Origin of the sequence: Rhizobium sp. SG2393, assembly GCF_042610495.1 — a bacterium.
Taxonomy (GTDB): Bacteria; Pseudomonadota; Alphaproteobacteria; order Rhizobiales; family Rhizobiaceae; genus RU20A.
Genome location: NZ_JBHGAP010000003.1, coordinates 82,554 through 108,633, shown reverse-complemented (window position 1 = coordinate 108,633; position 26,080 = coordinate 82,554). Strand labels below are relative to the sequence as shown.

21 protein-coding genes are annotated in these 26,080 nt (G+C 64.9%); 10 read left to right on the top strand and 11 right to left on the bottom strand.

The genetic code is table 11. The annotated features are described in order from the left end of the window. Nucleotides 1-164: 164 nt before the first annotated feature. Complete coding sequence (gene purU, locus ACED18_RS11170; RefSeq protein ID WP_377292108.1) at nucleotides 165-1,049, top strand: formyltetrahydrofolate deformylase; 885 nt, start codon at nucleotides 165-167, stop codon at nucleotides 1,047-1,049. Between the two features lie 104 nt (nucleotides 1,050-1,153). Here the strand turns inward: purU and ACED18_RS11165 are convergent, their stop codons facing one another. After that, nucleotides 1,154-1,330, bottom strand: coding sequence for a hypothetical protein (locus ACED18_RS11165; protein WP_377292106.1), 177 nt, complete (start codon nucleotides 1,328-1,330; stop codon nucleotides 1,154-1,156). A gap of 187 nt (nucleotides 1,331-1,517) precedes the next feature. Between ACED18_RS11165 and ACED18_RS11160 the strand changes: the two genes are divergently transcribed. Next, nucleotides 1,518-2,186, top strand: a complete 669-nt coding sequence (locus tag ACED18_RS11160) for a sulfite oxidase-like oxidoreductase (RefSeq protein ID WP_377292104.1) — start codon at nucleotides 1,518-1,520, stop codon at nucleotides 2,184-2,186. Between the two features lie 15 nt (nucleotides 2,187-2,201). Here the strand turns inward: ACED18_RS11160 and ACED18_RS11155 are convergent, their stop codons facing one another. The 6 genes from ACED18_RS11155 to ACED18_RS11130 form a co-directional block, all read right to left on the bottom strand. Next, a complete protein-coding gene (locus tag ACED18_RS11155; protein ID WP_377292102.1) occupies nucleotides 2,202-3,317 on the bottom strand; it encodes a Gfo/Idh/MocA family protein in 1,116 nt (371 codons plus the stop codon). 67 nt (nucleotides 3,318-3,384) lie between these two features. After that, on the bottom strand, nucleotides 3,385-4,194 hold the full coding sequence (iolB, locus tag ACED18_RS11150) for a 5-deoxy-glucuronate isomerase (RefSeq protein ID WP_377292100.1): 810 nt from the start codon (nucleotides 4,192-4,194) through the stop codon (nucleotides 3,385-3,387). A gap of 651 nt (nucleotides 4,195-4,845) precedes the next feature. Next, nucleotides 4,846-5,748 (bottom strand): myo-inosose-2 dehydratase, encoded by a 903-nt coding sequence (iolE, locus tag ACED18_RS11145; protein WP_377292098.1) that lies wholly within the window; start codon nucleotides 5,746-5,748, stop codon nucleotides 4,846-4,848. After that, complete coding sequence (gene iolD, locus ACED18_RS11140; protein ID WP_377292096.1) at nucleotides 5,745-7,574, bottom strand: 3D-(3,5/4)-trihydroxycyclohexane-1,2-dione acylhydrolase (decyclizing); 1,830 nt, start codon at nucleotides 7,572-7,574, stop codon at nucleotides 5,745-5,747. The genes iolE and iolD overlap by 4 nt, the downstream gene beginning before the upstream one ends. Before the next feature lie 28 nt (nucleotides 7,575-7,602). Beyond that, entirely contained in the window at nucleotides 7,603-9,522 is a 1,920-nt protein-coding gene (iolC, locus tag ACED18_RS11135; RefSeq protein WP_377292094.1) for a 5-dehydro-2-deoxygluconokinase, read from the bottom strand. Between the two features lie 268 nt (nucleotides 9,523-9,790). Continuing rightward, on the bottom strand, nucleotides 9,791-10,237 hold the full coding sequence (locus ACED18_RS11130) for a response regulator (RefSeq protein WP_377292092.1): 447 nt from the start codon (nucleotides 10,235-10,237) through the stop codon (nucleotides 9,791-9,793). A gap of 353 nt (nucleotides 10,238-10,590) precedes the next feature. Between ACED18_RS11130 and ACED18_RS11125 the strand changes: the two genes are divergently transcribed. The 3 genes from ACED18_RS11125 (at nucleotide 10,591) to ACED18_RS11115 (ending at nucleotide 15,637) form a co-directional block, all read left to right on the top strand. After that, nucleotides 10,591-11,202 carry a TetR family transcriptional regulator gene (locus ACED18_RS11125; RefSeq protein ID WP_377292090.1) on the top strand — a complete coding sequence of 204 codons (612 nt, stop codon included), beginning with the start codon at nucleotides 10,591-10,593 and terminating at the stop codon, nucleotides 11,200-11,202. Nucleotides 11,203-11,296: 94 nt separating this feature from the next. Continuing rightward, the gene (locus ACED18_RS11120) at nucleotides 11,297-12,457 is read left to right on the top strand and encodes an efflux RND transporter periplasmic adaptor subunit (RefSeq protein WP_377292088.1); all 1,161 of its coding nucleotides are present in this window, start codon (nucleotides 11,297-11,299) and stop codon (nucleotides 12,455-12,457) included. A 24-nt stretch (nucleotides 12,458-12,481) separates the two neighbouring features. After that, nucleotides 12,482-15,637 carry an efflux RND transporter permease subunit gene (locus tag ACED18_RS11115; RefSeq protein ID WP_377292086.1) on the top strand — a complete coding sequence of 1,052 codons (3,156 nt, stop codon included), beginning with the start codon at nucleotides 12,482-12,484 and terminating at the stop codon, nucleotides 15,635-15,637. 210 nt (nucleotides 15,638-15,847) lie between these two features. Here ACED18_RS11115 and ACED18_RS11110 read toward each other — a convergent pair whose 3' ends face one another. Next, nucleotides 15,848-16,816: a sugar-binding transcriptional regulator gene (locus tag ACED18_RS11110; RefSeq protein WP_377292084.1), complete on the bottom strand. Its 969-nt coding sequence runs from the start codon at nucleotides 16,814-16,816 to the stop codon at nucleotides 15,848-15,850. A 247-nt stretch (nucleotides 16,817-17,063) separates the two neighbouring features. Here ACED18_RS11110 and tal point away from each other — a divergent pair, with 247 nt between their 5' ends. Beyond that, nucleotides 17,064-18,029 carry a transaldolase gene (gene tal, locus ACED18_RS11105; RefSeq protein WP_377292082.1) on the top strand — a complete coding sequence of 322 codons (966 nt, stop codon included), beginning with the start codon at nucleotides 17,064-17,066 and terminating at the stop codon, nucleotides 18,027-18,029. An 83-nt stretch (nucleotides 18,030-18,112) separates the two neighbouring features. Here tal and ACED18_RS11100 read toward each other — a convergent pair whose 3' ends face one another. Then, entirely contained in the window at nucleotides 18,113-18,496 is a 384-nt protein-coding gene (locus ACED18_RS11100; RefSeq protein WP_377292080.1) for a hypothetical protein, read from the bottom strand. Nucleotides 18,497-18,719: 223 nt separating this feature from the next. On the opposite strand from ACED18_RS11100, the gene rhaM reads away from it, so the two are divergent. The 3 genes from rhaM (at nucleotide 18,720) to ACED18_RS11085 (ending at nucleotide 20,660) form a co-directional block, all read left to right on the top strand. Beyond that, nucleotides 18,720-19,034, top strand: a complete 315-nt coding sequence (rhaM, locus tag ACED18_RS11095; RefSeq protein ID WP_377292078.1) for an L-rhamnose mutarotase — start codon at nucleotides 18,720-18,722, stop codon at nucleotides 19,032-19,034. A gap of 65 nt (nucleotides 19,035-19,099) precedes the next feature. Then, nucleotides 19,100-20,086 (top strand): aldo/keto reductase, encoded by a 987-nt coding sequence (locus ACED18_RS11090; RefSeq protein ID WP_377292076.1) that lies wholly within the window; start codon nucleotides 19,100-19,102, stop codon nucleotides 20,084-20,086. A gap of 250 nt (nucleotides 20,087-20,336) precedes the next feature. Beyond that, nucleotides 20,337-20,660 carry a DUF982 domain-containing protein gene (locus ACED18_RS11085; RefSeq protein WP_377292074.1) on the top strand — a complete coding sequence of 108 codons (324 nt, stop codon included), beginning with the start codon at nucleotides 20,337-20,339 and terminating at the stop codon, nucleotides 20,658-20,660. An 82-nt stretch (nucleotides 20,661-20,742) separates the two neighbouring features. Here the strand turns inward: ACED18_RS11085 and treY are convergent, their stop codons facing one another. After that, the gene (gene treY, locus ACED18_RS11080; RefSeq protein WP_377292072.1) at nucleotides 20,743-23,376 is read right to left on the bottom strand and encodes a malto-oligosyltrehalose synthase; all 2,634 of its coding nucleotides are present in this window, start codon (nucleotides 23,374-23,376) and stop codon (nucleotides 20,743-20,745) included. A gap of 168 nt (nucleotides 23,377-23,544) precedes the next feature. On the opposite strand from treY, the gene ACED18_RS11075 reads away from it, so the two are divergent. After that, entirely contained in the window at nucleotides 23,545-25,017 is a 1,473-nt protein-coding gene (locus ACED18_RS11075) for a phospholipase D-like domain-containing protein (protein ID WP_377292070.1), read from the top strand. Nucleotides 25,018-25,055: 38 nt separating this feature from the next. Here ACED18_RS11075 and ACED18_RS11070 read toward each other — a convergent pair whose 3' ends face one another. After that, nucleotides 25,056-26,003 (bottom strand): lysylphosphatidylglycerol synthase domain-containing protein, encoded by a 948-nt coding sequence (locus tag ACED18_RS11070; protein WP_377292068.1) that lies wholly within the window; start codon nucleotides 26,001-26,003, stop codon nucleotides 25,056-25,058. Nucleotides 26,004-26,080: the final 77 nt, after the last annotated feature.

Sequence of the window (26,080 nt, the reverse complement as noted above, 5' to 3'; positions counted from 1 at the left end):
GCCGCAGCCGTTCCGCCCACGGGCTTTGCGCATGCCGGTCTTTTCAGTCTCGCCGATGTCGCAATCGGTATCGGCAGACGGGCCGGCGGCGCGCTACTTGTTGTGCCGTCCGGAAATCATTAGGGGAGAACCGGACGAGATCCGAAAGCGAGAGAGCGAAACCGATGAAGAGCTACGTGCTGACCGTTTCCTGCAAGTCCACCCGCGGCATCGTCGCCGCCATCACCGGCTATCTCGCCGACAAGGGCGGTTACATCTCCGATTCCTCGCAGTTCGACGACCTCGAGACCGGCCTCTTCTTCATGCGGCTCACCTTCATCAGCCAGGAAGGCGCATCCGACGAGGAGATCAAGGCCGGCTTTGCCGAGATCGCCAAAAAGTTCGCGATGACTTACGAATTCCATGACAGCGACGCCAAGATGAAGGTGCTGCTGATGGTGTCGCGTTTCGGCCATTGCCTGAACGACCTGCTCTACCGCTGGAAGATCGGCGCGCTGCCGATCGAGATCGTCGGCGTGGTCTCCAACCACTTTGACTACCAGAAGGTCGTCGTCAACCACGACATTCCCTTCCACCACATCAAGGTGACCAAGGAAAACAAGCCGCAGGCCGAAGCCAAGCTGATGGAAGTCGTCGAGCAGTCCGGCGCCGAACTCATCGTGCTCGCCCGCTACATGCAGGTTCTCTCCGACGCCATCTGCAAGAAGATGTCGGGCCGCATCATCAACATCCACCACTCCTTCCTGCCCTCCTTCAAGGGTGCCAACCCCTACAAGCAGGCCTTCGAGCGCGGCGTGAAGCTGATCGGCGCGACCGCCCATTACGTTACCGCGGACCTCGACGAAGGCCCGATCATCGAGCAGGACGTCGCCCGCATCACCCATGCCCAGTCGCCGGACGACTACGTCTCGATCGGCCGCGACGTGGAAAGCCAGGTGCTGGCCCGCGCCATCCACGCCCACATCCACCACCGCGTCTTCATGAACGGCAACAAGACCATCGTCTTCCCGGCCAGCCCCGGCTCCTACGCCTCCGAGCGCATGGGCTGAGGACCGGCCAGGTCACAGGCAAAAGGCGGAGGGGGCAACCCTTCCGCCTTTTTTGTTTGGATTTACTTACCTTTCGACCCGCGTCCGCAGGCTGGCGATCCGCCTTACTTGCAGACCTTGATCTTCTTGATCACCAGGTTGCCGTAGTAGTCGTAGGTCTTAATCTTCTTGATGAAGCAGTAGGGCTGGTAGTCGTAGCTGTAGTAGCCGGCCTGCGAGGGGGCGGCAAAGGAGAGGGCGGCGACAGCGGCGATGGCGGCGGAGAGAACGATCTTGCGCATGATGTGAGGTCCCTTGATCTGGTGTGGATGAGCCCGTCTCATCCAGTGACCCGACAATGCCATGCCGGCCGGCACGGCGCTGTTTCGCACGGAACAGGCGGCCGTCTTCACCCGAAACGCCTTGAAGGGACTTCCGGCCCGGCGCGAACGGCCTATATTGACGCCACACCCGAACCGGAGGCCGGCCATGAGCCAGGACGAGAGCCAGACGCCCGAAGACAGCAAGCTGACGCGCACCAAGCGGGCCTGGGCGCGGGACGGCAAGTTCCTCACCGGCCGCATCAGCCGCCCGGAGACCGAGCGCCTGCCGCCCGGCCAGCATCTCGTGAAGAACTGGCCGGTGCTCGACCTCGGCATCCAGCCGCAAATTCCGCTCAACGCCTGGCGGCTCGACGTCACCGGCGCGGTGGAAAATCGCCTGTCACTCAATTGGGACCAGTTCAACGCCCTGCCGACATCGACCTTCGTCTCCGACATGCATTGCGTGACGACCTGGTCGCGCTACGACAATCGCTGGCAGGGCGTATCCACCCACGACCTGCTGGACCGCGCCATGCCGGCTGAAAACGCCACCCATGTGCTGCTGACGAGCTTCGACGGCTATACGACCAACCTGCCGCTCGTCGATTTCGCGGCCGACGACGCCATCCTCGCCACCCATTGGGAAGGCGCGCCGATCAGCACCGAGCACGGCGGCCCGATGCGCCTCATCGTGCCGCATCTCTACCTCTGGAAAAGCGCCAAATGGCTGCGCGAGATCCAGTTCATCACCGCCGACAAGGCCGGCTACTGGGAGCGCAACGGCTACCACATGCGTGGCGATCCGTGGCGCGAGGAGCGCTACTCGGACGACTGAGCCGAAGGCGGACGATCAGCCGACGTCGATCCACCGGCGCTCGACGTGGCTCTCCGCCATCGCATGCACGGTCCGCTCGATGCGGATGCCGTCTTCGAAGGTGAGCGCGGTGAAGGGCTGGCCGGCGATCGCGGCGTGCAGTTCGCGGCACTCGATGATCTTCAACTCGTTGAAGCCGAGACCATGGCCCGGCGCCGGAACGAACCGGTCATAGGGTGCATGATGCGGCGCCGTCAGCACGGTGCGGAAGCCGCGTTCCTCAGCGCGTCCGGCGTGCTGGTAGAGCTGGAACTCGTTCATGCGCTCCTGATCGTAGAGGATCGCACCTGCCGAGCCGTAGATCTGCACGGCGATGCGGCCCTTGCGGCCAAACGCGGCGCGGTTGACCACCATCACGCCGGGCACCCCGCCCGCCATGCGCATCAGGATGCTAGCCATGTCGTGGTTTTCCACCGCACGCCGGCCGCCGTCAGCCGTCGGCCTGTCGGCATAGGGCTTGCCCATATCCGCGATGACAGCCTCGACATCGCCGACAAGAACCTTGAGCAGCGACAGCGGGTGCACGGCGAAATCGTCGAGCGCACCATAGCCCGAGGATGCCTCGCTCTTCAGCGAAAAGGCATCGGCAGGGTCCGCCATGAAATCCTCGTCCATCTCGACGCGGACCTGTGTGAGCGTACCGATCGCCCCTTCGCGGATCAGCCGGGCCATGTGACGGATGACAGGGTTCTGGATGTAGTTGTAGCCGATGATGGCGACGCGTCCGCTGGCGCGCGCTGCCGCCAGCATCCGCTCGGCATCGGCAAGCTTGGGCGCCATCGGCTTTTCGCACCACACATGCTTGCCCGCTTCGAGCGCCGCAATCGCCATCTCCGCATGGAAGGCATTCGGCGTGGTGACGGAGATGACATCGACCTCGGGATCGGCAATCACCGCCCGCCAGTCACCCGTCGATTTCGCAAAGCCGAAAGCCTGCGCCCGCTCCGCCGCGAGCGCCGCGTCGCGCTCGGCGAGATGCACGAGGCGGGGTCGCGCCACGTCTCCAAAGACAGAGGCAACGGCATTCCAGGCAAGCGCATGGCACTTGCCCATGTAGCCGGTGCCGATCAGCCCGACGCCAAGCGGTTTCATGGGTTCCTCCTCCCCGATAAAGCACACCTGCCGCGCCTCCCCGCCCGACAGAATGGTCAAATTCTACTTACGGATTGTCGCGCTTGTAGATCCAGTCGTGGTCCGGATGGTTCTGGAAGCGCCATTTGCGCAACGGCCCGGCCATCACGTTGAGATAATACATTTCATAGCCATGCGGCACGCCGCAGGGGTGATGCCCCTTCGGCACCAGCACTAGATCGTGGTCGGCAACCGCCATCGTCTCGTCCAGCGACCCGTCCTCGGTAAAGACACGCTGGAAGCCGAAGCCCTGGGCCGGGTTGAGGCGGTGATAATAGGTCTCCTCGAGATAGGTCATCTCGGGGAAATTGTCCTCGTCATGCCGGTGCGGCGGATAGGACGACCAGTTGCCCGTGGGCGTGAAGACCTCCGTGACCAGCAGGCTGTCGGCCACATCGCGCTCTTCCATGGCGATGGCGTGGATGTAGCGCGTGTTCGCATCCTTGCCGCGCGTGGCAAGCGTGATGCCTTCCGGCCCGATCACCGCCGCCTCGCGCCCCGGCTTGCCTGGTGCGGTGCAGACGGCGAGCGTGCAGTCGGTGGTCGCAACCGCCGACCAGTCAGCGCCGGCCGGCACATAGATGCAGTGCGGCGGGATGCGCTCGAACACGTTCATCCGCTCGCCCCGCTCGCCGAAATCCTTGCCGCCAGCCGTAATCGAAGCCTTACCTTCGACGAGTACGAGGATCACTTCCGTCTCGCCCGTCGCTTCTGCCGCACGCTCGCCGGCCTTGAGGCGATAGAGGCCGAAGCCGACATAGCCCCAGCCCGCGTCGGCGGGGGTCAGCGAATGCACCTTGCCGCTGGTGCCCTGGGGTTTGCGCAAGAGATCGGCCATGGGTGTCTCCTTGAAAGGCATGTCCGGGTGACGGCTGGGCCGTCTTGCCCGGTGGAACTCTAATAAAGCAACGTGTCACAGTTTCGACCGCAACAGCGTCCCCTCCTCCGTCATGGTCGGGCTTGACCCGACCATCCATCCGCCGGCTCGGCGCTTGCGGCGTGGATCCTCGGGTCAAGCCCGAGGATGACGGCGCTTGGTTATGCGCCACTCCCTCCACCTCCGTCATCCCGGACTTGATCCGGGATCCAGCAGCCGCGTGTCTGCGCGGCCGGGAGGACTGTTTTCAGACCAAGGACTTGGTCTGGCTGAGGTCCACTTCCCCGTCATGGTCGGGCTTGACCCGACCATCCATCCGCCGACTCGGCGCTTGCGGCGTGGATCCTCGGGTCAAGCCCGAGGATGACGGCGCTTGGATATGCGCCAATCCCTCCACCTCCGTCATACCGGACTTGATCCGGGATCCAGCAGCCGCGCGTCTACGCGGCCGGGAGGACTGTTTTCAGACCAAGGACTTGGTCTGGCCGACGTCCCCTCCTCCGTCATGGTCGGGCTTGACCCGACCATCCAGCGGCAAGCTCGGCGCCTGCGGTATGGATCCTCGGGTCAAGCCCGAGGATGACGGCAGGTGGGGCCGTCTTGCCCCTCACCTCACGCTGCCGTATCCAGCCCCGCGGACTTTGCAAAGGCCTTGAGCGACTTCAGCCCCAGGCTCTGGTACTCGAACGGGTTGCGCACGGACGGATCCTGCTCGGCCTCGATGACCACCCAGCCCGAATAACCGTGCGCGGCAGCGACCTTCAGAACCGGTTCGAAATCCACCGCGCCCTCGCTGTCGCCGGGAACGGTGAAGACGCCGCGGCGCACGCCCTCGAGGAAGGAGAGGCCCTGCTCACGCACCTGCTCGGCAATGGCGCCACGCACGTTCTTGGCGTGGATATGGCCGACACGGCCCATATGCTTGCTGGCGACGCGCTCCGGATTACCGCCGCCGAACCAGCAATGGCCGGTATCGAGCAGGAGCTTGGCGGACGGGCCGGTGTTCGCCATCAGGCGGTCGATTTCCTCTTCGCTTTCGACGATCGTGCCCATGTGGTGGTGGTAGACGAGCGCGATGCCCTGCTCGGCCGCAAAGGCCGCCAGCGCCTCGACGCCCGCGCCGAAGGCGGCCCAGTCGGCTTCAGGCAGAACCGGACGGCTGGTCAGCGCCACATCGTCATTGCCGTGAATGGCGTTGGAGGTCTCGCAGACGATGATGACCTTCGAGCCCATGGCCTTGAGGAGGTCGAGCGCCGGCTGCATCGCCTTCTTCTCGTCCTCGATGGAATGCGTCAGGAGGTTCAGCGAATGCCAGCCGGAGACGTAGCGCAGGCCGCGCGGTTCCAGCACGCCCTTCAGTCCATCAGGGTCCTGCGGGAACTTGTGGCCCTTCTCGATGCCGTCGAAACCGATCTTGGCGGTCTCGTCCAGGCACTGATCGAGGCTGATATGCGCGCCCAGGGTCTGGTCGTCATCGTTGGACCAGGCAATCGGATTGGTGCCGTAGAGGATCATGCTTCGTCTCTCGCTTTGACGGCGGCCTCGTAACGGGCGCGCGCTTCGTTGACCTGCGGCCGCACGGAAACTTCCGGCACCGCGACATCCCACCAGTGGCCGCCGGCCGCGGTGGACGGATAGGGATCGGTATCGATGACGATGACCACGGGGCGGTCGCCGCCGCGCGTGGCGGCAAGGGCAGCCTCCAGCTCCGCGATCGAGCCCACCTTGCGGGCATCCGCGCCCATCGCCGCCGCATGGGCGGTGAAGTCGATGGCGGACGGGTTCACATGGTGCGCGTGGTCGAGCAGATTGTTGAACTCGGCCCCGCCGGTCGCCATCTGCAGCCGGTTGATGCAGCCATAGCCGCGATTGTCGGTCAGCACGACCGTGATCTTCACGCCCATGGTAACGGCGGTCGCGAGCTCCGAATTCATCATCATGTAGGAGCCGTCGCCGATCATGACGATGACATCGCGATCCGGTTCCGCCATCTTGATGCCGAGGCCGCCGGCAATCTCGTAGCCCATGCAGGAGTAACCATACTCCATGTGGTAGGACATGGGCCGGCCGGCCTTCCACAGCTTGTGCAACTCGCCCGGCATGGTGCCGGCCGCGCACATGACGACGGTATTCTCGCTCGCCTGCCGCTGCACCGCGCCGATCACCTGCATGTCGGTCGGCAGCGCATTGCCGGCCTCCGGCGCATCGGTCACGGCATCCGCATCGGCAAACCAGCCGCGCTTCAGGCTCTCGTCGGGCAGGGTGAAGCGGTGGTCGCCGAGCGCTGCGGAAAGCTCTTCCAGCCCGATCCGCGCATCGGAAACGAGCGGCAGCGCATTATGCTTGAAGCCGTCATAGGGCTGCACGTTGAGCGACAGAAGCGTGCGGCCGGCATTGCGGAACAGGGCCCAGGAGCCGGTGGTGAAATCCTGGAAGCGCGTGCCGACGCCGAAAACGAGATCGGCTTCGGCGCAAACCGCATTGGCGCTCGCCGCACCCGTGACCCCTACAGGGCCAAGGTTCTGCGGATGATCCCACGGCAGGGCCGACTTGCCGGCCTGCGTCTCGACGACGGGAATGCCGTGCTTCTCGACAAAGGCCTTCAGCGTCTCGGTGGCGCCCGAATAATGCACGCCGCCGCCGGCAACGATGACCGGCTTCTTCGCCGCCTTCAGCGCCGCGATGGCCGCCGCAAGCTCGTCGGCATCCGGACGCGGACGGCGCTGCGCCCAGACCTTCGGTGCAAAGAAGCTTTCCGGGTAATCATAGGCCTCGGCCTGCACATCCTGGCAGAAGGCCAGAGTCACCGGGCCGCATTCGGCCGGATCGGTCATGACACGCAGCGCGCGCGGCAGGGCGGTCAGCAGTTGCTCGGGCCTGACAATGCGGTCGAAATAGCGGCTGACGGGGCGGAAGCAATCGTTCGCCGTGACCGTGCCGTCCTGGAAATCCTCGACCTGCTGCAGCACCGGGTCCGGCGCGCGGTTGGCGAAGACATCGCCGGGGATGAAGAGCACGGGGATGCGGTTCACATGGGCAAGGGCCGCGGCCGTCACCATATTGGTCGCGCCGGGGCCGATGGACGAGGTGACCGCCATGGCGCGGCGCCGGCCGAGCTGCTTGGAATAGGCGATCGCAGCATGGGCCATCGACTGCTCGTTATGGCCGCGATAGGTCGGCAGCGTCTCGCGGATGCCATGCAGCGCCTCGCCGATGCCGGCGACATTGCCATGGCCGAAAATCGCCCAGACGCCGGCGATGAAAGGCTCGCCATCGGCATTCATCTGGCTGGCGAGGTAACGGAACATCGCCTGTGCGGCGGTCAATCTCACGGTCTTCAATGCGGCCTCCCGGGTTTCTTGTCGTCGCCTATTCGGCAGCCAGTGTGGAGCCGGCGCGTGCCTTGTCCCACACGGCCGCCAGCGCACGGTAGCGCTCCGCCATCTCGGCGACCGCCGCCTCGTCCGTCATCGTGCCGGCAAGCCAGGCGCGGGCCGCATCACCGAAGATCGTCCGGCCCACGGCAAAGCCTTTTACCAGATCGAAGCCGGCGGCAATGGCAAAACTCGCCTCCAGCTGCTCGGCCGGCGCATCGAGCCCGAGCACCACGATGCCGCGCGTGTAGGGATCGTTGCGCGAAATCGCCGAACAGGCCTTCTCCCAGGCGGCATGCGAGGTCATCGGCTCCAGCTTCCACCAGTCGGGATAGACGCCGATTTCGTAGAAGCGCTCGATGATCGCCGCCACCGTGTCGTCACCCACAGGCCCGACCTTGGAGGGGATGACCTCCAGCAGCATTTCCAGCCGGTTGCGGCGGCAGGCGGCAAAGAGGCGCGCCACCGTCGCCTCCTGCTCGGCCTTCATCTCGGCCGTATCATCAGGATGGTAGAAGCAGAGCACTTTCACCACATGCTCGAGCGGCCATTCGTTGAGCCCACCGAAATCCGGGCCGATCTCTGGCTCCAGCGTCAGCGGCCGCGAGCCGGGCCACTCCACGGGACGCCCGATCCATAGGCCGCTGCCAGCCGCCTGATAGAGCGCATCGCGCCCCAGCCGTCCGTCGCAGAGAATGCCATAGCCATGCCGGCCACCCGCGACCGTCGTCGCGGCCTTGAGGCAGAGTTCCTTGAAAGCGCCGATCCGCTCGTGGGAGACACCGGCCTTGTCGGCCATTTCCTCAAGCTGCATGCGGTGATCGAAGGCGAAGACGCGCATCTCCGGCCACGGCACCTTGCGGTTCGTCGCCCAGTGCACCTGTTCCAGATCCGCATCCTTGCGCAGCGCCTTGTTGCGGATGCCGGTGCGGAAGAAATATTGCAGCTCTTCCCAGCTCGGATAGGCAGGCGTGCAGCCGTGTCGGGAAACGGCGAAGGCGCCGCAGGCATTGGCGAATTTGAGGCTCGTCGGCCAGTCCTCGCCCGTCAGCCAGCCCTTCAGCAGGCCCGACATGAAGCCGTCGCCGGCGCCGAGCACGTTGAACACCTCGATCGGAAAGCCCTGCCCCGTCTGCCCTTCATCAAGGCTTTCCGGGACAGCGCCCTCGAACACGACCGCGCCCATCGGACCGCGCTTGCACACCAGCGTGGCGGCACTCACCGCCCGCACCGCCTTCAGCGCCGCGATCGTATCGGTCGAACCGCCGGCAATATGGAATTCCTCTTCCGTTCCCACGATGAGATCGAAGAGATGAAGCGTCGATTGCAGCTTGGCGGTGACGGCGGCGGATTCGATGAAACGGCTCTCGCCGTCGCCATGGCCGGCCAGGCCCCAGAGGTTGGGACGGTAATCGATGTCGAGGGCCGTCTTCGCGCCGCTCTCGCGCGCCAGGCGCAGCGCCTTCAGCACGGCCGCTTCCGTGCGCGGATGCGACAGATGCGTACCGGTGACGCAGACCGCGCGCGCCTCGGCAATGAAGGCGGGATCGATATCGTCTTCGCACAGCGCCATGTCGGCGCAGTTTTCGCGGTAGAAGATCAGCGGGAACTGGTGCTGGTCGCGAATACCGAGCAGAACCAGCGCCGTCAAACGCTCCGGATCGGTGACAACGCCGCGAACATCGACACCTTCGCGCACCAGCTGCTCGCGGATGAAACGGCCCATATGCTCGTTGCCGACGCGGGTGATCAGCGCCGACTTCAGCCCGAGCCGCGCCGTGCCGGCCGCGATATTGGTGGGCGATCCCCCGATATATTTGTTGAAGGAGGCCATGTCCTCGAGCCGGCCGCCGACCTGGGCGCCGTAGAGATCGACGGAAGACCGTCCGATCGTGATGAGGTCGAGCGTTTTCAATGAAGTGCCTCCCCTGATGGCGACATGGGGCCGGTTCCGGTCCTCTCGCGCCCGGAACCCGGAGAGGGACATCCGCGCGATCGCCAGCCTGAGGTAGCAGCTTCTCGCGAGCTCCGCAATGGAACAAAAATGCATTTGGATTTTTTTTGGATTATTTATTCCAAAATGAACCGGCAGCATTCCATCGACCTGCTGGCCGAAAACGCAAAAAACCGGCAGGGCCTGAACCCGCCGGCGGACACGACGAAACACAACAAGGAAGACGGTGTTAGGCTACGGCGCCTTCGCCATCATTGAACGAAAAGAGCCGGAGCCGCGAGGGCGCCGGAACGGGCGTCGACATGGCCGTGCGCACCGCAATCGCGAAATTGATGGCCTGCGTCACCTCATCCTCTGTCACCGGCTTCGGGATGACGCCCAGCGTGCCGGGCACACCGCGTCCGAGCTGCGACGGGTTTGCGGTGATATAGATGACGGTGACATTGTGGTCCTGGGCGAGCATGCGGCCGATCTCGTGGCCGGTCGGACCATCGCGCAGGTTCAGGTCGACGAAGGCAACTTCGGCCCGGTCGGCGAACTGCCGCGCACCCTGCATGTCCGCCGCAATTCCCACGGGTTCGTTTCCGCTCTCGGCGACCAGATATTCGATTTCGGTCGCAACGATGAACTCGTCCTCCACGATGAGAATCTTGCAGGCCATGTCAGTATCTCGCATGCTCTTACTTTCGTCCGCGGCCGGTAACGCCGTACTCTCATGTCTGCGAGCGGAGCCACATCGCCCCTCCCGATCCTGTCATGAACGCGCGGCCACGCTCTTTGTTCCGAAAAGCCGGACAAAGGTTGCCATCGACAGCACCTGATAGTGCCGTCCTTGTCTTTCCATTTCGTTCACGGACAAAGACTAGGTCGCGGGTGGCCGCCGGCAAGGGCGGCGCGCGACTTCTAGCGATGAAACCGTCGGCCAATCACACACAGAGACGTGAAGGGAATTGACGAAACCCTTGATGATGGATTATGAGTGACGAAATTCAAAATTCGTCACTCATCATTCGAAAGTCATTAACCATCATGACCGTCTTGGCCGAAGCCCAGCAGGATACGTCACGGCACCAGGAAAACGTCACACGCATTCTCGATGCAGCCGAACGTCTGTTCAGGCACTACGGCTACACGAAGACGACGGTCGCCGACATCGCGCGCGACCTCGGGATGTCGACCGCCAACATCTACCGCTTCTTCGGATCGAAGGTGGAAATCCACCAGGCGCTGGCGAGCCGCATGCTGGCAGCCCACTACGCGCTGGTCTGCCGCGCCGCCGCCCTCTCCGTCCCCCCATCTGAACGCCTGCGCACCTACGTCCGCGACCAGTACACCATGACGGTCGAGACCATGCTGGATGAGGCAAAGGTTCACGAAATGGTCGTGATCGCCATGGAGCGCGACTGGCACGTGATCGATGCCCATTTCGACCGCGTCAACGAGGTTCTGGCAGCGATCATCCGCGCCGGCATCGAGGCCGGAGAGTTCCGGCCGCAGGACGCGGACGTCGCAGCCCGCTGCTTCAGCGCCGCCATCGTCACGCTCTGCCATCCGCAGGTGGTCGCCCAGTGTCTCGCCAAGACAAACCGCGCCACCGTCGATGAGACGATCGAATTCGCCATCAAGGCACTCAAGGCCTGAGCGGAGGGTGCGGCTGACCGCACCGTCCCGCAAGGCTGACTGCAAGACCACGCAATCCCGCTTCACTGCCCCGATTGAACCCAGGACAGACCAGATGTTTTCGAAGACGCCCGCCTTCCGCCGCAGCCGCCTCGCAGCCGGCCTCCTCCTTGCCCTTTCCGCAGGCCTTCTTGCCGGCTGCAGCGAGGAGAAGGCAGAGGCGCCAGCGCCTGTCATCCGGCCGGTGAAGGTCGTGGAGGTCAAGGGCGCGGAAGGCGTGCGCAAGCTCGACTATTCCGGCCGCATCCGCGCCCGCAGCGAAATGGCGCTGGGCTTCCGCGTGGCCGGCAAGATCACCGAACGCCGCGTCAATATCGGCGACCGCGTCAAGGCAGGCGACGTGCTGGCCCGTATCGATGCCACGGACTACCGTCTTTCGGTCGAGACCGCGAAGGCCAACCTCGCCGCAGCAGAGCGACAGGTGGCCACGGCCCAGTCGGCGGAACGGCGTGCCAGCGATCTCTTCGCCAAGAACGTCGCATCGAAGTCCCAGCTGGAGGAGGCCGAAAACGGCGTCAGCCAGGCGATTTCGCTCCGCGACAGCGCGAAATCCACCCTTTCCCAGGCCGAAAACCAGGTGCGCTACACCGATCTCACGGCCGTCGAGGACGGCATCGTCACGGCAACCCAGGGCGAGCAGGGCCTCGTCGTCGCCGCCGGCACACCGGTGGTGACCGTCGCCCGCGACAGCGAGAAGGAAGTGCAGATCGCGGTGCCCGAAACGGAAATCGCCGCCTTCGCCGTCGGCAAGGCAGTGACGGTCGGCCTCTGGTCTGACCGGGATCTGGCGCTTACCGGCAAGGTCCGCGAGGTCGCCGGCAGCGCAGACCCGACATCGCGCACCTTCGACGTCCGCATCAGCGTGCCGGACAATGATCACGTGCGCCTCGGCATGACCGCCTTCGTGTTCACCACGGCCGACGAGGACAAGGATTTCATCACCATTCCGCTCGCAGCCCTTGCCGAAAAGGACAAGCAGCCGATCGTCTGGACGGTGGCCCGCGAGAGCGAGACCGTGCATGCGCGAAAGGTGGAAGTCGCCGAATTCGCCGACCAGGGCGTCCACATCGCCAAGGGCCTCGAGGCCGGCGACCTCGTCGTCGCTGCCGGCACGCAGTTCATGGCGGAAAACCTGAAGGTCAAGCTCGATCCCGACATCAAGGCCGATGCAACGGCCGAACCCGTGGCCGATGCCACGGCCAGTATCCAGCGCTGACGCCAGGGACACGGAACAAAGATCATGACCGCGCCTGTCGATGACAACAGCACGGCCCCGAAGGGCTCGTTCAACCTCTCGCGCTGGGCCATCGGCCATCCGAGCATCGCCCGCTTCCTCTTCGGCGTGATGCTGCTCGGCGGCATCTTCGGCCTCATGAACATGGGCCAGAAGGAAGACCCCGACTTCACCTTCCGCGTCATGGTCGTCCAGGCCGCCTGGCCGGGCGCCACCATCCAGGAAATGCAGGACCAGGTCGTCAACAAGATCGAGCGCAAGCTGCAGGAAACCCCGCATATCGACTGGGTGAAATCCTACACCCGCGCCGGCAGCGCCATCATCACCCTGCAGATCAAGGGCGACACGGACTCGGCCGAAGTGGCCGACGCCTTCTACCAGGTGCGCAAGAAGGTCGGCGACATCAGGGCCGAACTGCCGAGCGACATGATCGGCCCCTTCTTCAACGACGAGTTCGGCGACACCTTCATCACCCTCTATTCGCTGACCGGCGAGGGCTTTACCTACCCGGAACTGAAGAAGTTCGCCCTGTCGGCCCGTGACATGCTGCTGACCACGCCCGGCATCGAAAAGGCCGTGATCCTCGGCGACCAGCCCCAGAAGGTCTATATCGACATCTCCTCAAAGCTTCTTGCCGAACGCGGCCTGACGCTCGCCGACCTGCAATCGACCCTGGCCGGCCAGAACAATGTCGATCCCGCCGGCACCATCGACACGGGCGAGCGCTCGGTACGCATCACCGTCGAAGGCAGCGTCGATGCCGTGGACGACATCCGCGAGCTGCGGCTGCGCTCCGGCAACAATGTGACGCGCCTCGGCGACATCGCAACCGTCACGGCGGGTCTTCAGGATCCCTATGACCGCAAGTTCCGCTTCAACGGCGCCGACAGCGTCCAGATCGGCGTGGTCATGGCCAAGGGCTTCAAGGTCACCGATGTCGGCGCAGCCGTGGATAAGACCTTCGAGCAGTTCGAGCATACCCTGCCGCACGGCGTGAAGGTCGACCAGATCTCCAACCAGCCCGAAGTCGTGCGCGAGGCCATCAGCGAATTCATGCATGCGCTGGGCGAGGCACTGGCCATCGTGCTCGTCGTCTCCTTCCTGTCGATCGGCTGGCGGTCCGGCATGGTCATCGCCATCGCCATCCCGCTCGTCCTCGCCGGCACCTTCGCCGTCATGTACGAGCTCGGCATCGACCTGCAGCGCATCTCGCTCGGCGCCCTCATCATCGCGCTCGGCCTGCTGGTCGATGACGCCATGATCGTCGTGGAACTCATGGAGCGGAAACTGGAGGAAGGCCTCGTCAAGATCGATGCGGCAAGCTTTGCCTATTCCTCCACCGCTTTCCCGATGCTGACGGGCACGCTCATCACCACGGCCGGCTTCATTCCGGTGGGCTTTGCCGATTCCACCGCAGGCGAATATGTCCGCTCGCTCTTCTACGTCGTCGGCATCGCGCTGGTCATTTCCTGGTTCGTGGCGGTCTATTTCACGCCCTGGCTCGGATACATGATCCTCAAGCAGCGCCCCCATGCCGGCAATCACCATGATGCCTTCGACACGCGCTTTTATCGCGGCCTGCGGGCCACGGTGGGCTGGGCCGTGCGCCATCGCATCATCGTGCTCCTGCTGACGCTCGGCACCTTCGCCACCAGCCTCTGGTCCTTCCAGTTCATCCCGCAGAACTTCTTCCCGCAATCCTCGCGGCCGGAAATCCTCGTCGATATGTGGCTGCCGGAAGGAACGAGCATCAAAGAGGTCGAGAAGCAGGCCGCCGCGCTCGAAGACCGCATCATGGACGATCCGGACAAGAAGTTCATCGCCACCTATGTCGGCGAAGGCGCACCGCGCTTCTTCCTGCCGCTCGACCAGCAGCTTCGCAATCCCAACTATGCCCAGCTTCTCGTGATGGCGAACGACGAACCGGCCCGCGAACGCCTGATCGTCAAGCTGCGCGATATCCTCGCCAAGGACTTCCCGACCGTGCGTGGCAAGGTGGACCGCCTCTTCCTCGGACCGCCGACCGGCTGGGCCGTGCAGATGCGTGTTATCGGCCCCGAACGCGACGAGGTGCGCCGCATTGCCGACGAGGTCAAGGCACGCTTCCAGGCCAACCCGCTGCTGGGCGCCGTCCACGACGACTGGCTGGAGCCCGTGCCGGCCATGAAGCTGGTCGTGGACCAAGACCGCGCCCGCGCGCTCGGCGTCACCTCGCAGCGCATCCGGCAGATGCTGCAGGCGTCCGTCAGTGGCGCACCGCTTTCCGACTTCCGCAGTGGCGAGGAGACCATCTCCATCGTGGCGCGCGAGCCCGACGCCAGCCGCAACCTGCTGACCTCCGTCAACTCCATCTACATCCCCACGGATTTCGGCGGCTTCGTGCCTCTCTCGCAGATCGCCCGCGTCGTGCCAGTGATGGAACAGGGCATCGAATGGCGGCGCGACCGCCTGCCGAGCATCACCGTGCGGGCCACCCTGCCGGACAATGTTCAGCCGAACGACGTGTCGCTCAAGATGTACAAGGAGATGGCAGACCTGCGCGCAGCACTCCCGTCCGGCTACAAGGTCGAGATTCAGGGCGGGGCCGAAGACAGCGCCGAAAGCCAGAACTCGATTGCTGCCAAGGCGCCGATCATGCTGATCATCATCGTGGTCCTGCTGATGGCGCAGCTCCAGCACTTCGGCAAGTCCATGCTGGTTCTGGCAACCGGTCCGCTCGGCATCATCGGTGCCGCCGCAGCCCTTCTCATCAGCGGCGCCGCCTTCGGCTTCGTCGCCATTCTCGGCGTCATCGCGCTGCTCGGCATCATCATCCGCAACTCGATCATCCTCATCGACCAGATCGACCAGGATATAGCCGCCGGACACGAGCGGATGGACGCGATCGTCGGGGCGGCCGTTCGCCGCTTCCGCCCGATCGTGCTGACGGCCCTGACCGCCGTCCTGGCGCTGATCCCGATCTCCCGTGGCGTCTTCTGGGGCCCGCTCGCCTACGCCATGATGGGCGGCATCCTGGTCGCGACGGTGCTGACCATCCTCGTCCTTCCCGCCGCCTACGCCCTCTTCTTCGGCCGCGAGCCGAAGAAGAAGGACGCGCCGGACGCGGCCGGGAAAACTCTGGCCGAAGCGGAAGCCGCAAAGCTTCACCTGGCAGCGGAGTGAGAGCGGAAAACGCAGCGTGCTTTTGCTCTAGCTCATTCTTAAGGCCCCAGCCGTGGATCCTCGGCCACCGAGCCGAGGATCCACGGCCAAGGGCGCAGAGGGCGCCGCATGGGTCCTCGGGTCAAGCCCGAGGACGACGCAGAGAAGGGAAGCCCTGCCTGTCACTCGATCAGCAACCGCGTTGACGGCGAGGGAAGCCCACCCACCCCATCACCCCGCCAGTTCCAGCAGGATCCGCGCCGCGCCCTCGTCCGTCACCAGCGTGTGGCACCCCGTGCGCCGCATGGTGGCGCGGATGGCGCGGGCGCGGTGGGCGCCGCCGGAGGCGAGCACGATGTGCTTGGCCCGCGCGACCGTGTCGAGCCCGACGGACATGACGCGGTCGTGGATCGGATGATCCACCGTGCGCCCCTCGGCATCGAGGAAGTGGCACATGGTGTCGCAGATCGCGCCGGCCTGAAGCAGGCTTTTCTGGTCGGCATCGGCGATGAAGTTGTGCGACAGTGAGGTGCCCGACAGCACGAAATCGCCGCAGCTGACCACGGCGATGTCGAGATGGTTGGCGAGATCCATCAGCTGGCCGAGCCCGCAATGCTCGATCAGCCGCCGCTTGGTCTCCGCGCTATCGACGATGAGCGGCGCGAGAAAGAGCAGGCATTCGCCGCCCAGCAGGCTCGCCATGCGCCAGGAATATTCGACCGGGTTGATGACGGTCGTGTCCACGAGGCCGCCAAGGAGCGAGAGGACCTGCACGCCCTCGCGGCGGCTGGGACAGAAGGTCTGCAGCGAGGCATTCAGCGTGCGCCCCCAGCCGACGCCGACGACGGCGCCGTCGGTGATGACGTCGGAGAGGAAGCGGCCGAGTGCAGCCCCCACATCGCGCGCCGTCTGCAGCGCATCGCCCTCGCCCGGCACCACGATCGCCTCGTCCAGCCCGTAGCGCTCTTCCAGCAGCATCTCCAGCTCGGTGCATTCACCGGGCGTCTGGTTGATGATGATCTGCACCTCGGCACGCTTGCGGGCCTCGTCCAGCATGCGGATCACCGTGGAACGGCTGACCCCCAGATGCTCGGCGATGTCCTTTTGCGTCATGCCGCGATTGTAATAGAGCCAGGCGGCCCGGGCGCGCAGCGACCGCGTTTCCAGAAGCACGGGCGCATGTCGCGGAAGCTTCGCCATCCTGTCCTCGTTTTCTCTTGTGTCCTGTACCGGCGCGGGGCGCCTGCCCATTCACCCTGCTTTTGTCTTTAGCATTCGGCGCGACTTTTGATCAAATGATTTGACAAAAATGCCATGATTGCACGATAAGGCAGAGGAGAGAGGAAGGACGGGACAGAGACCCGCCGCCTTTGGCCTCCTTTCGGGAGGAAGAACGTTTCAAGGCGCGGGACACGCCGTCCCGTCGCCGATTTCGGAGGACAGATCCGTGGCATCCAAGCTTGAACAACTGCGCAGCATGACCACCGTGGTGGCCGACACCGGCGATATCGAGGCGGTTGCCCGCCTGAAGCCGGTCGATTGCACCACAAACCCGACCATCGTGCTGAAGGCGTTGGGCACGCCCATGTTTGCCGATGCGGTCGATGAAGCCGTCAAGTGGGGCAATTCGCAGACAGGCTCGTCCGACGCCGTCGTCGCTGCCGTTGCCGATCGCCTCGCCATCTCCGTCGGCGCAGCGCTGGTCGGCCTCGTGCCCGGCCGCGTCTCGACCGAAGTCGATGCGGACCTCTCCTTCGACACCAAGGCCTCGATCGAAAAGGCCCACCAGATCATCGCGGCCTACAAGGACCGCGGCATCGAGCGTGACCGCATCCTCATCAAGCTTGCCTCCACCTGGGAAGGCATCCGCGCCGCCGAAGTCCTCCAGAAGGAAGGCATCGACTGCAATCTGACGCTGCTGTTCAACAAGGCCCAGGCCGTTGCCTGCGCCGATGCCGGCGCCTTCCTCATCTCGCCCTTCGTCGGCCGCATCCTCGACTGGTACAAGAAGTCGACGGGCAAGGACTACACGCCGGAAGAAGATCCGGGCGTGCTCTCGGTGCGCGACATCTACGCCTATTACAAGACCCACGGCATCGACACGATCGTCATGGGCGCCTCCTTCCGCAACACGGGTGAAATCGAGGCGCTGGCCGGCTGCGACCGCCTGACCATCTCGCCGAACCTGCTCGACGAGCTCGAAAAGGACACCGGCACGCTGACGCGCAAGCTCTCGCCGGAAACGGTCTCGGCGCAGCCGAAGCTCGACATCGACGAGAAGACCTTCCGCTGGATGCTGAACGAAGACGCCATGGCGACCGAAAAGATCGCCGAAGGCATCCGCGCCTTCGCCAAGGATCTCGGCGCGCTCCGCGCCATGGTCGCCCAGCGCCTGCAGCGCGCCGCCGCCTGATCGGCTGACCTCTATGAAAACGAAAAGCGGGAGATCCGGCACCGGATCTCCCGCTTTTCATGTCAGGCCCTCTCGGCCTCCGGTTACGGCCGTACCGGCGACGGACGGCTGTGGGTCATGGCCTCGATCAGGCCGGCAATGTCCGACGGCTCGGAACGCCGGCGGCGGCGGACCAGAATGCCCATCACGCGGGCCGCCGTGGAAAACGGGATCTGGTCATAGGCCTCGCTCGTCAGGGGCTTCGTCACCCTTTCCTTCAGGATCACGACAAGATTGTTCGGCAGGATATCCGTGCAGCCCCGCATCCGGTCGAAGACGGCGCTGATCGGATAGATCTGCCCTTCATGCGTCACGGTGGGTTCGCTGGAACCCGGTTCCCAGTCATCGAAGGCGTCGAGCGCCTCCCCGAAAAGCTGCTGCAGGGTGATGGGTGCATGACCGTCATGCAGGTCTGGCAAGTTCGACATGTTGACCTCCTTCCCTTCGCAGGACCGAGCAGGCCGTGCGTTGGCCACCATTGGCCGTTGAGACAATGACCCTATCGACGGATTGGTTCCCGCCCCAGGCACGATTGCGTCATCGTCGCGTGACTGCGCGCGCCGTGTTCGCGACATGCGCTTCGGTCTTGACGGGAGGCCGTCCTTCGGGTCACGTCGCGGCCGCACAGGCAGGCAGACAGGGAGGCCAAACATGGAAACGATTGCGTTTCGGATGATCCTGAACGAGGGACAGGCGGCAGAATACCGCAAGCGCCATGACGAGATCTGGCCGGAGCTGGCAGCGCTCCTCACCGAGGCTGGCGCAAGCGATTATTCCATCTGGCTGGACGAGGAGACACACCATCTCTTCGCCATTCTGAAGCGTCCTGAGGACCACACGATGGACGCCCTGCCGCAAAACGAGATCGTGCGCCGCTGGTGGGATTACATGGCCGACATCATGGCCGTGGAACCCGACAACACGCCGGTGCAGATACCGCTGGTGAAAATGTTCCACCTTCCCTGACCCACCCTTTCCTCCACCCGGCAGCGCCCCATCTGGACGCGAAGACATCACCCATGGAGATCACGATGCACCAACGACCCTTCGGGCGCATGCCCTTCACCGTTACCCCCGTCGGCTTCGGCGCCTGGCAGATCGGCGGCTCCTGGGGCGAGGTGAGCGAGGCCGATGGCCGCGCCGCCCTCAATGCAGCGCTGGATGCGGGCATGACCTTCATCGACACCGCCGATGTCTATGGCGACGGCCGCTCCGAGCGCATCGTGGCCGACGTGCTCTCGGGCCGCAGCGGTCCCCGGCCGATGGTCGCCACCAAGGCGGGCCGGCGGCTGAGCCCGCATGTCGCCGATGGCTACACCGCGGAAAATCTCGAAGCCTTCATCGACCGCAGCCTGAAAAACCTGGCCGTCGAAACGCTCGACCTCGTACAGCTTCACTGCCCGCCGACCGAGGTGCTGTACCGCCGCGGTGTCTTCGATGCGCTGGAGGCCCTGAAGGCCAAGGGCAAGATCAGGGGCTACGGCGTCAGCGTCGAGAAAGTCGAGGAAGCGCTGAAGGCGATCGACTATCCGGGTGTCGAAAGCATCCAGATCATCTACAACATCTTCCGCCAGCGGCCGTCGCATCTCTTCTTCCGCGAGGCTCAGGCAAAGAAAGTGGCCGTCATCGCGCGCGTTCCCCTGGCGAGCGGCCTGCTCTCCGGCAAGATCACGGCGGCAAGCACGTTCGCCTCCGACGACCACCGTGCCTTCAACCGCAACGGTGAAGCCTTCGACGTGGGCGAGACCTTCGCCGGCGTTCCCTTCGAGGTCGGCCTTGAGGCCGTCGAGGAAATCCGCAAGCTTGTGCCGGCCGACCAGGCCATGGCGGCCTTCGCGCTGCGGTGGATCCTGATGGCGGATGCCGTGACCGTCGTCATCCCCGGTGCGCGCAACGCCGAACAGGCCCGCGCCAATGCTCAGGCTGCCGACCTGCCGCCGCTGTCACAAGCGGCCATGACGGCAACGCACGACATCTATGAGCGCCTGATTGCGCCGCACGTCCACCACCGGTGGTAGCAGATAACCTCCGGGCCTCCGGCAGACGTGAGCGATCAAATCGATTTGCAATAAGATTCTGAATTAATGCCCAAAATTTCCATCCCGGCGGCCACGGCACCGGGATGGAACGGCGCCGCCATCGCGGTCCTGCAGTCGTCTCCGCGCCTGTTGCGGTGCAATCAAAAATTTTCTCGATATCATCGAAACTAAGCGGAACCTTCCCTTCGGCGGGGCGTTTGAAGCGCACTATGGAGGCAAGGAAATGGTAATGCATTACATCACCTGGTTTCGTCCCGTTACGCTCAAGCTTCATTGCGGCATCCGCCACGAGGTTCGCAGCCCCTACGACGCGCTGGATTTTCTTGAGGCAGAATGGCCGATGCGCCGCGGCCATCACTATGCCGCAGCCCTCGACCGCTGCCGCAACGCCCTCACGGAACCCCGCGAAACCGAAGCCGCCCGCGAAGCCATGATCGGCGCGGCGATCGAGGCTGGCCTGCTGTGGGTTGAAAGCCCGGCGGCAAGCACCAAGGCACCCATCGTGATGCCGGTCGCGGCCAACAGCGTCACGGCAGCCGTCGGCGCCGCCTGAGGCGGGTGAGACAGGTTGATTGAAAAAGGGCTGTCCTGACGGGCAGCCCTTTTTCGTGTCGTGCACGCAGCAAAATCCCTGCTCACCCCGTCGCGAGCACGGCGACGGGGTGCTCGCCAAGAAGCGATCCGACCGAAGCGACGAAGTTGGCGTCGATACGCTCCCCCGTCAGCGCATTGATGAGGCGACCGGAAAGGTCGAAGGGAAGCGCGATGTCGGCCGCCACGGTCAGGTCCGTATCGAGCATCAGCGTGCCCTCCACCAGCCGTCCCGCCACGCAGCGCGGCAGGATGGCAATGACGGCGCAGTCGCGCCCGCGCCGCTCGAAGGCGAGGAAATGGCGGGCGGCCGGCCCCTCAATCGCCAGGGGACGATAGTCACCGGCAAACGCTTCTCCCACCTGCGGCATGTTGCGCAGGGACAGCAGGCGACGCATCAGCGCCTGCTTGTAGCGCGTGAAGGTCTCCGGCGTCGGAACGGACAACGGGTATCCCGGCAGAACGACAGGGCCGAGCGGACGGCGATTGTCGGGGTCGACGAGCGAGAAATCCGCATGCTCGCTGCCGGCATAGATGTCGGGAATGCCGGGCGCCAGAAGTTTCGCAACTGTCTGGGACAGCGAGTTGACGAGCCCGGCCGCGAGGAAGGGTTGCGCCGTCTTCTCGAAATCCGCGAGAAACACCGCGCTCGCCTCGGGGTCGAGCAAGTGGCGGGCGAAGCCGCGCACCGCTTCCTCATAGGCCGTGTCGGGCGCCCCCCAGTTGGTACGCGTCTTTGCCTCGCGTAGCATCTTCTCGACAAAGGCGTCGAAGCGCTCGGCAAGTCCGGCGAACTCGGGATCCTGCCGTCCGCCGATCGGCCAGGCGCCGAGCATGGCCTGGTAGATCGTCCACTCCACCCAGGCTTCCGGCGCCGGTCCGCAAGCGAGAACCGGCACGAGCGGCGCGTTCAGCCGCCGCCAGCGGGTGACGGCCGCGATCCACAGGGCCGGCATTTCGCTGAGCGTGGCAAGGCGCGCCCGCGCATCCTCACCGCGCTTGGTATCATGCGTAGAGGTGGCCGAGAGCGCGTGGGGCATGTCAGCCTGCCGCCGGACCATGCGGGTGTGGAACGCATTCGGGCCGCCCGGCCGCTGGCCCGGATTGCCGCCCACCTCGTTCAGCGCCAGCATGGCGCCGTAGCGATAGAAGAGCGTGTCTTCCATGGCCTTGGCCATGATGGGACCGCTAAGCTGCTGGAAACGCGCCCGGATTTCCGAGAGCAGATGGCCATCGACATCCGGCATCGCCTCCGTCATCAGCCGCGCCACGAATGCGACGGCATCGCGCGCCGCCTGCCCGGTCACCGTCTCGCCAGCCGTTTCCGTGATCGATGCAAGGCGTCGGCGATCGGTGTCGCTCGCGCCGTCTGCCGTCACATAGGTCCGGTAGACGGACAAGGCGCGGATCATGCTCCGCACCGCTTCGCCGAAGGCTTCGACCGGCAGATCATCGCCGGACGCCTTCGAAGCATCGGCCAGAAGCCGTGAAAGCCGCGTCACCTCGCCTTCGAAGTTTACAGAAAGCATGAGGTCCTTGGCCTCCAGCGCCTGCGCGGCCAATGGCCGGTCATCATTGGCGGCATCGGCAAAGGCGCGGTGCAGCACGCCGGTGTCGGTCTCGTCCACGAGAAGGTGGGTTAGCGCCGTGATGAACTCGTAGCCCGTCGTCCCCTCGATCGGCCAGTCACCGGGAATGGTTTCGTCCTCCTCGAGGATCTTCTCAACGACGATGTAGACTTCCGCCCCGACCGCCGCCCTCAGCCGCTGCAGATAGGCCGCGGGATCGGCGAGGCCATCCACATGGTCGATGCGCAAGCCATCCACCAGCCCCCGCCGCACGAGATCGACGACAAGCCGATGGCTGTCCTCGAAGACGGCAGGATCTTCGACGCGAAGCCCGACCAGACCCGTTACCTCGAAGAAGCGCCTATAGGTCAGGTGCTTGCACGCGGTCCGCCAGTCCTTCAGCACATAGGGCTGACGGTCGTGCAAGGCTTGCAGCAGGGCCGCATTGCCGGAAAGCGCCTCGAGCATTCCCTCAAGACGCGCGGCGAGTGTCTTCAGCCGTTCCGCCGGCCAGTTGCCGCCCGGTCCGGCCTCGGCGGCCAGCGCGGACAGCCCCTGCGCGACCTCGGGATCCGGCAGCGCGTCTGCGAGCATGCCCCAGCTTTCAGGCGTCAGCGGATAATGCGTGTCGTAATAGGCAAGCGACGGACCATGGTCGTCCGGATCGACGCCCAGCCGGAGATTGCCCGCTGCAATGGCCTCTTCCGCACTTTCGCCAAGGAAGGGCAGCGTCAGACGCTCTTGCCAGTCGATGTCGAAATGACGGGAAAATGGGCTCCCTGCACCGTGGCGGACCACGCTTTTCCACCAGGCATTTTCAAGGGAGGACGCCATGTGGTTCGGCACGATGTCGAGGATGAGGCCAATCCCCTCCGCCTTCAACGCCCGTGCCAGTTTTTCCAGCCCCGCCAGGCCGCCAAGCACGGGATCGATGCCGTTGGCATCCGTGACATCATAGCCATGGGTGGAGCCTGTCGTGGCGGTAAAGACCGGCGATGCATAGAGATGGCTGATGCCGAGAGCCTTGATGGCGGGGATGCGGGCGCGGGCGGTGTCGAAAGTCATGCCATTGCGGAACTGCAGGCGATAGGTGGCGGTGGGAAGGGGCATTGGCAGAGGGTTCTCCTGAGGGGCGAAGCTAAACGGGCCGACAAGGGCTTTGTTCCCCGCTCCGGCCGCACCCATGCCACCGCCGACGGAACAATCGCCAGCCTCGCTCGTTTCGCGGGGAGTGCCGGCCTTGCCGGGCACGCGCCATGACCGTGTTGGGAACCCGTCTTGAAACACGAACGCCTCTTCTCCGCCTTCAAGCGCCGTCGATCGACGACCGCGCACCCCATCGCCCGTCCGGGTGACAACGCCTGGCGCACCGCCAGAGCCGACCGCTTCGCCCTGCTGATCGACGGCGCCGCCTACTACGAAGCGCTCGACCGGGCGCTGGACGACGCGCAGGAACAGCTCTGGATCGTCGGCTGGGACTTCAACCCGGATATCCGCCTGCGGCCGGACGATCCCGACAGCCCCACGCTCGGCCACCGCCTTCGGACTCTGGTGGAGGAGAAGCCGGGGCTTACCGTCCGCATCCTCGTCTGGGCGATGGGTCCCATCTATTCCGGGAAGTCGCTCAAGATGTTCTCCGGTCAAGGCTGGAACGAGCACGAGCGCATCGAGATCTGCTTCGATACGCGCCACGCCATTCGCGGCTCGCACCACCAGAAGATCGTCGTCATCGACGACCACATCGCCTTTGCCGGTGGCATCGATCTTACCGCCAAGCGCTGGGATACGCCCGAGCACCGTCCGGACGATCCGCGTCGCACGCTGCCCGATGGCGGGCTTTATGGTCCGGTGCATGATGCCCAGAGCGTGGTGGAAGGTGCGGCAGCGGCGGCCATCGGCGACATCGCCCGCCGGCGCTGGCTGCGTGCCAGCCGCAAGCGCGTGGCCCATGCCCGCCCCAGGCCCAACGCCGCGCACTTCATCACCGAACCCGCCTTCCGCAACATCGACGTGTCGCTGGCCCGCACCGAACCCGGCCTGCGCGGCCGCAAGGGCCGCAACGAGGCCATGCGCCTGACGCTCGACGCGCTGTCCCGGGGGCGGCGTCACATCTACATCGAGAACCAGTATTTCGCCTCGCGCAAGATCGCCCGCCTTCTCTGCGAAAAGCTCGAAGACCCCAATGGCCCCGAGATCGTCATCATCACCACGCGCAGCTCCCACGGCTTCCTGGAGCGCGTCGTGCTTGGCGCCAACCGTGACCGGCTGCTGCGCAAGCTGATGGCTTCCGATCGCTACGGGCGCCTGCGCACCGGCTTTCCGGTCGTGCCGCGCGCCGATGGAACGGCGGAGGAAGTGATCGTCCATTCCAAGATCATCGTCGTGGACGACCTGTTCCTGCGCGTCGGTTCCTCCAACTTCAACCAGCGCTCGGAAAAGCTCGACAGCGAACTGGATCTCGCGCTGGAGGCCCATCGCCCCGAAGATCGCGCCGCCATCCTGGCGCTGCGCACACGCCTTTTCGCGGAACATCTTGGCGCTTCGGAAGAGGTTCTCTCGGCCATCCTGTCCGGCAATGGTTCGCTGACGGCGGCCTTTGACCAGCTCAATGTCGGGCCCCGCGGCCTGCGGCCCTTTGAGGATGCGCGAAAGGACGGGCCGACCGATCTGGTGCCCGGCACCGATCTCGTGGACCCGCGCGAACCCTGGTGGCCGCTGCCGCGGCTCTTCCGCCTCTTCGCCCGCGGCTGAAGCACCATTCGTGCCGCCAGACGTCCGGCCCGTATCCCTCAGGATGCGGGCCGTTCCATTTCGCCGCCGGCCGCGCCGCGCACGCGGTTGGCGATCTCGCCACCAAACAGGCAGAGCAGACCAAAGGGCAGCGGCAGGAAGAAGTAGATGACGCGGAAGGCGATCAGCGCGCCGATCGACGCGGCCCCGCCCATCACGTAGGAAATCGTCGCCTCCAAGACGCCGATACCGCCCGGCACATGGCTGACGACGGCCGCGAGATTGCCGACCACATAGGCCGCCGTCACGGCGCCGAAGCCGGCCTCCCCGCCGACTAGCTGGTGCAGACAGGCCGCGACGAAGACGAAATTGGCGGTGCCGACAGCCACCTGCCCCAAGGCCAGCGGAAGGCCGGGCATATCGAAGGTCCACTTGCGGATCGTCACCGTGCCCCGCACGAAGGCAGCAGCGGCGAGATAGGCGGCGATGATGAGCAGGCAGACGATACCGGCAATCCGTGCGCCATCATTGCCGAGACCCGCGACCCGACCGGCCAGATCCGGCAGGAACAGCAGGCTGATGCCGGCAAGGGAGATGAGGCCGACACCGACCGTCACGCCGCAGAACAGGATGACCTTGGCGATCTCCTCGTTGCTGAGCCCAAAGCGCGAATAGAAGCGGTAGCGCACCGCGCCGCTCGAAAGTGCGGCCACGCCGACATTGTGTCCGATGGCAAGGCCCGAGAAGGAAGCGATCGCGGCCTTCCAGTAGGTGAGCGGGTGACCGGCATAGCGAAGGCCGAGATAGTCGAAGAAGGTGAGCGCGACATAGGAGAGCGCCATGAACCCCAGCGCGCCAAGCATGTGGCCTGCCGAAATCGCGCTCAGCGACTGCCAGATCTCGTCCCAGGAATAACGGCTCAGCCCGCGGTAGACGAGCACCATCGCGCCGAGGGTCGCGACCACCATGACGATATTGAACAGGCTGCGCTTCGAGGTCAGGGCCATGGGGGTCTCCGCTTGCAATTCGATGCGGAACGAAATGCAGGCCCAACGTGTTCCCTGACCGGCGAACGGAATTGCCA